Origin of the sequence: Streptomyces sp. NPDC059456, assembly GCF_042750055.1 — a bacterium.
In the GTDB taxonomy this organism is placed as follows: domain Bacteria; phylum Actinomycetota; class Actinomycetes; order Streptomycetales; family Streptomycetaceae; genus Streptomyces.
This window is the reverse complement of sequence record NZ_JBHYVA010000724.1, coordinates 1-4225: the sequence shown is the minus strand read 5'-3', so window position 1 is coordinate 4225 and position 4225 is coordinate 1. Positions and strand designations below refer to the sequence as shown.

The window sequence follows — 4225 nt, the reverse complement described above, 5'->3', positions numbered from 1 at the left end:
CGCGCCCCCGCGGGGGTTTTGGGCCCCCCCCGCCCCGGCACTCGCCGCCCCCCGCGCCGCCGCGGCCCGCCCCGCAGCGCGGCCCGGCCCGCGGCACCGCCCGGGCGGGCAGGACCCCTCACCCCCGATTCACGCGGGATTCACGTACCGGGGCCACCGTGGAGGGATGGCCCTCACGCGACGTGAACTCCTGGCGAGCGGCGCGAGCACCGCCGCCGCAGCCACCGCCCCGCACGTCTCCGCCCCCACCCCGGACACCCGCGTCCTGCGCGGCACCATCCCGGCGGGCGCCCCGGACTACGTCGAGGTACCGCTCGACGTACCGCCCGGCGTCCGCGAGTTGGGGGTGTCCTACACGTACGGGAAACCGCCCGTACCGCCCGGCACCCCGGGCAACGCCCTCGACATCGGCATCTTCGACCAGCACGGCACCGCCCTCGGCGGCCGCGGCTTCCGCGGCTGGTCCGGCGGCGCCCGCAGCGAGTTCTTCCTGCGCTCCGACGACGCCACCCCCGGCTACCTGCCCGGCCCGGTCGGCGCCGGCCGCTGGCACCTGCTGCTGGGCCCGTACACCGTGGCCCCGCAGGGACTCCCGTACGAGATCACCGCACGGTTCACCTTCGGGACGCCGGGCCCCGCACCCCGCCCCGCGTACCCGCCCCTGCGGGCCCGGGGCCGCGGCCGGGCCTGGTACCGCGGCGACTGCCACGTCCACTCCGTGCACTCCGACGGGCGGCGCACCCCGGCCGAGATCGCGGTCCTGGCCCGCGAGGCGGGCCTGGACTTCATCAACTCCTCGGAGCACAACACCCACAGCGCGCACGCCGCCTGGGCCGACGCGGTCCCGCCGGACCTGCTGGTCCTGACCGGCGAGGAGATCACCACCCGCACCGGGCACGTCCTGGCCGTCGGCACCGACCCGGGCACCTTCGTCGACTGGCGCTACCGGGCGCGCGAAGGCCGCTTCGGCCGGTTCGCCCGTACGATCCGCAGCGCGGGCGGCCTCGTCGTGCCCGCCCACCCGCACGCCACCTGCATCGGCTGCGCCTGGAAGTTCGGCTTCGGCGAGGCCGACGCCGTGGAGGTGTGGAACGGCCCCTGGACCCCGGACGACGAGGTCTCCCTGGCCTCCTGGGACGCCACCCTGCGCGGCGCCGACGCAGAGCGGTGGCTGCCGGCCGTGGCGAACAGCGACTTCCACCGGGACCCGGACCGCATCGGCGGCCCCCAGACCGCGGTCCTCGCCGAGGACCTCACCCGGCAGGCCGTCCTCGCCGGGCTGCGTGCCGGCCGGGCCTACGGCGCGGAATCCGCACGGGTGACGGTCGCCTTCGAGGCGGTCGGCGGGCGCGGGGAACACGCCGGCATCGGCGAGTGCCTGCGGGTCGCCCCCGACGCGGACGTGCTGGTCCGGCTCACGGTCACGGGCGTCCCGGACGGCGAACTGCGGCTGATCACCGACCAGGGCCAGGCCGTCACGGCTCCGGCCGGTGCCACCCTGGAGTGGCACACCACGCCCGCGCGCTCGGCCTACGTCCGGGCCGAGGCCCGCCATCCCGCCACGGCGCCGCCGCTCCCGGGCGCCCTGGCGGCGTTCACGAACCCGGTGTGGCTCCCCGTCGGCTGAGCCGGCGGGGAGGGGTGCGGAGCGGCGGGGAGGTCAGGAGGCCGGCTTCGCGTAGGTGCCGTAGCCGGTCCAGTCGAGGGCGACGCACGGCTCGTCGCCCAGGACCCAGGCGTCGTGCCCCGGATCGATCTGCATGAAGTCGCCGGGGCCGTACTCCTCGCTGGCCCCGTCGTCCATGACGACCTTGATGCGGCCGCTCACCACGTATCCCGTGTGCGCCGCCTGGCAGCTGTCCGTGCCGGCCAGCGGCTTGATGTGCTCCGACCAGCGCCAGCCCGGTTCGAAGACCGCGCGGCCCACCGTGCCGCCCCCGGTCTCGATGACGTCGAGCCTGCCCTTGCCGTCTTGGAACGGACGGGTCTCGTCCGCCTGGTCGAAGCTCCTGCGCACGATCCCGGCCATGCCGCATCGCCTCCCGCGGAGAAGAGCCCCGAGTGCACTCCTCACTCTACGCTCGGGCGAACCGGCCATCACCCCCGCGCACGGCCCGTGAAACCCCCGCGGGGACCTGCCGTTCAGCCCCGCAGCGAACGCCCGAAGCCGGAGGCGAGCGGCATCCGCAGCCCCAGCGGCGGCGGCGCCGCCAGCGCGTCCGTCACCGGCCGCGAATACCGGCCCGAGAACATCGCCCCCAGGACGAAATCCACGGACAGCGCCACGACTTCCGCCTGGAACTCGCGCAGCCGGTGCCCGTCCGAGTGCACCTCGAACCGGCACGTGGAGCGGTTCGCCTTCTTCGCCCGCGCCGCCAGCCGAAACGATGCTTCGGGATCGCTGCTCGCGTCGTTCGTCCCGTGCACGATCAGCACCTGCCGCCCCGACAGCTGTTTCACCGGTTCCGGGGAGTCCGCCGCGCTCACCTCGCCTAAGGAAGGGGCGAGCGCGAGCACCGAGTTGACGGCGTCGTGGCCCGCGGCCCGCAGCGCGGCCCGGCCGCCCGCGTCGTACCCGGCCAGGCACACCGGCACGTCCCCGTACCTGCGCAGCACCTCGTCCGCCGCCCACCGGGCGTCGTCCTCGCGGCAGGCCCCCCTGGTGTGCAGCACCGTGTGCGCCACCAGGCCGTCCGCCCCGCCCGCCCGGACCAGGGCCCGCGCGAGCGGGCGCACCGGACCGGGGGACCATCTGGACGCCCCGGGGAGCAGGAGGACCACTCCGTTGACCGTGCTGCCCGTCGACTGAGAGCCGTTCGCGCCGGCCGCCCGCCCCAGGCGGGCCCCGCGCGCCGGCGGCGCATGCTGTGCCATGGCGGAACAGTCTCAGACTGACAGGTGTACGCGACCCGTCCGTACGGTCTCTGTTACGTATCGACGCCCGTCGCCACCGCGCGGCTCTACGCGCGTAGGAGTAGAGTGCCCGGATGACGAGCGAGACTCCCAACCTGCCGACCCCGGACCAGATCCGCCGCTCCCCGAAGGTGCTGCTCCACGACCACCTCGACGGCGGACTGCGGCCCGGGACCATCATCGAGCTGGCCCGCGAGGTCGGTTACGAGAACCTCCCCGAGACCGACGCCGACAAGCTCGGGATCTGGTTCCTGGAAGCCGCCGACTCCGGCTCCCTGCCGCGCTACCTGGAGACGTTCGCGCACACGTGCGCCGTCATGCAGACGAAGGCGGCCCTGTTCCGGGTCGCCGCCGAGTGCGCCGAGGACCTGGCCGAGGACGGCGTCGTGTACGCCGAGATCCGCTACGCCCCCGAGCAGCACCTGGAAGCCGGCCTGACCCTCGAAGAGGTCGTCGAGGCGGTCAACGACGGCTTCCGCGAGGGCGAGCGCCGCGCCAGGGCCAACGGCCACCGCATCCGCGTCGGCGCCCTGCTCACCGCGATGCGCCACGCCGCCCGTGCGCTGGAGATCGCCGAGCTGGCCAACCGCTACCGGGACAACGGCGTGGTCGGCTTCGACATCGCCGGAGCCGAGGCCGGGTTCCCTCCCACCCGCCACCTGGACGCGTTCGAGTACCTCAAGCGCGAGAACAACCACTTCACCATCCACGCGGGCGAGGCCTTCGGCCTGCCGTCGATCTGGCAGGCCCTGCAGTGGTGCGGTGCCGACCGCCTGGGCCACGGCGTGAAGATCATCGATGACATCGAGGTCGCCGCCGACGGTTCGGTGAAGCTGGGCCGGCTGGCCTCGTACGTCCGGGACAAGCGCATCCCCCTGGAGATGTGCCCCACCTCGAACCTGCAGACCGCCGCGGCCGCCTCGTACGCCGAGCACCCGATCGGTCTGCTGCGGAAGCTGCACTTCAGGCTGACGGTCAACACCGACAACCGCCTGATGAGCGGCACCAGCATGAGCCGCGAGTTCGAGCACCTGGTCGACGCCTTCGGCTACACGCTCGACGACATGCAGTGGTTCACGGTCAATGCGATGAAGTCCGCGTTCATTCCTTTCGATGAACGACTGGCCATGATCAACGAGGTCATCAAGCCCGGTTATGCGGAGCTGAAGTCGGAATGGCTGTTCCAGCAGACCGCTTCGACCAGCGGTTCCGTGTCGGCCTAGGTCAGTACATGACATAAGGAAGGGGGCCCGGTCTGAAAAAAGACCGGGGGGGTTTTAAGTTTGAGTTTTTTTTTGTGTGGGTGTGTGTT

General features: G+C 73.1%; 4 protein-coding genes. 2 read left to right on the top strand and 2 right to left on the bottom strand.

The features are described from left to right. Positions 1 to 166: 166 nt before the first annotated feature. Entirely contained in the window at positions 167 to 1627 is a 1461-nt protein-coding gene (locus ACFXA3_RS37175) for a CehA/McbA family metallohydrolase (protein ID WP_385194733.1), read from the top strand. Between the two features lie 33 nt (positions 1628 to 1660). Here the strand turns inward: ACFXA3_RS37175 and ACFXA3_RS37170 are convergent, their stop codons facing one another. Both ACFXA3_RS37170 and ACFXA3_RS37165 read right to left on the bottom strand, forming a co-directional pair. After that, positions 1661 to 2029, bottom strand: a complete 369-nt coding sequence (locus ACFXA3_RS37170; RefSeq protein WP_385194731.1) for a cupin domain-containing protein — start codon at positions 2027 to 2029, stop codon at positions 1661 to 1663. Positions 2030 to 2142: 113 nt separating this feature from the next. Further along, complete coding sequence (locus ACFXA3_RS37165; protein ID WP_385194728.1) at positions 2143 to 2874, bottom strand: alpha/beta hydrolase; 732 nt, start codon at positions 2872 to 2874, stop codon at positions 2143 to 2145. A gap of 113 nt (positions 2875 to 2987) precedes the next feature. Here ACFXA3_RS37165 and ACFXA3_RS37160 point away from each other — a divergent pair, with 113 nt between their 5' ends. Then, positions 2988 to 4136, top strand: a complete 1149-nt coding sequence (locus tag ACFXA3_RS37160; RefSeq protein ID WP_385194725.1) for an adenosine deaminase — start codon at positions 2988 to 2990, stop codon at positions 4134 to 4136. The last annotated feature ends 89 nt before the right edge of the window (positions 4137 to 4225 follow it).